The sequence below is a fragment of the Alkalibacterium sp. s-m-28 genome (genome assembly GCF_054658175.1).
Genome location: NZ_BAAGIQ010000194.1, coordinates 1 through 1,452, shown reverse-complemented (window position 1 = coordinate 1,452; position 1,452 = coordinate 1). Strand labels below are relative to the sequence as shown.

The window sequence follows — 1,452 nt, the reverse complement described above, 5'->3', positions numbered from 1 at the left end:
CAGTGTACTTGAACTGTTGCGAAAAGCATTAAAATCAGAAGGGCTGTTTTGAGCTTCGCTCAATAGGCATTCATCTCCCACCTACGCTTCGCTTAGAGGTGGGAGTCTTCTGTCAAATGGTGATAAATTGATTCAAAATTTAAGTGATATGAGTTGATATTAAATTAGAGTAGAGTTAGAATGACCTCAAGCTTTATCACAATCTTTTTCCTCAGCTGCTCCTCACATAATAACTGTATTGGATATTAATAAATATAACACATTCGTGATTGTTTATTTGAAGTGAAAAGTACTCGATACTAAGAGGTCACTTAATTATCCCTGCTTGTTCCCTCCGAAGTTTCTTTTCATTTCCTTTCCTTTTCATTGTTAATAGTTTGCCTAAACCAGCTATTATATCTTCGTACCCCCATACATTACATGAAAGATATGCATGCCCTTGTTTACTGGCAGAACTCTTCTTCCATGCAAGGGCACACTTTCTCTCGAGTTTTTCAAGCTCAACTTACTGTTCGGTCTAACTTCTGCGGAGCTTATTTGTCTTTCATTTTCATCTGCCAGGTCTTATACTGAATAGAAGATGATTTGAAAAGGAGAATGAACAACATCATGCTGGATCGAATAAAAGGTAAACTGGTCGTATCATGTCAGGCTTTAGAGGATGAACCTCTCCACAGCTCTTTTATTATGAGTAAAATGGCAAAAGCAGCTGAAGTTGGAGGAGCTGCTGGGTTAAGAGCTAATTCTAAAGAGGATATTTTAAGTATAAAAGAAGAATCTGATTTGCCTATCATAGGGATAGTCAAACGAGACTATCCTGATTCTAAGATTTATATTACTCCAACGATGAAAGAAGTCGATGAACTCATGGAGGCTGGGTGTGACATGATTGCCCTGGATGCTACTAGTCAAAAGAGGCCGAATGGTGAGATGCTTGAGGACTTTGTTCAAACTATACGGAAAACCTATCCAAATATTCTGTTAATGGCAGATACCTCGACACTAAAGGAGGGGATAGAGGCTGAGAGACTCGGATTTGATGTGGTATCTACCACTCTTGTCGGCTACACTGACTACACCAAAGATGCCGATATATATTCAAATGACTTTGAGCTGCTCAATCGATACCTCTCAGAGATTTCGGTGCCAGTAATAGCAGAAGGAAAAGTCGATACGCCTGAAAAAGCTAAGGCCTGTCTGGAATTGGGCGCCTTCTCAGTAGTTGTAGGAAGTGCCATAACCCGTCCCCAGCTGATTACCGAGCGATTTGTAAAAGAGATGAGATAAATAAAAAACAGCACTTATAGTGCATACAACTTAATTATCTCAAGTTTTGCAGTTGAATATCCAGGTTTAACCCTTGCGGTTATTGAAACTTCTTATAAATAATTATCAAAAAACACACAAAAAGACACCTCTCTTTGGTAAAATGTAGTCACCATAACAACATTC

The 1,452-nt window shown here is 38.8% G+C and carries 1 protein-coding gene; it reads left to right on the top strand.

Annotated features, from left to right (window positions below; genetic code table 11):
- The first annotated feature begins 597 nt into the window (after positions 1–597).
- Positions 598–1,287: an N-acetylmannosamine-6-phosphate 2-epimerase gene (locus ACYQ4S_RS11870; RefSeq protein ID WP_459771349.1), complete on the top strand. Its 690-nt coding sequence runs from the start codon at positions 598–600 to the stop codon at positions 1,285–1,287.
- The last annotated feature ends 165 nt before the right edge of the window (positions 1,288–1,452 follow it).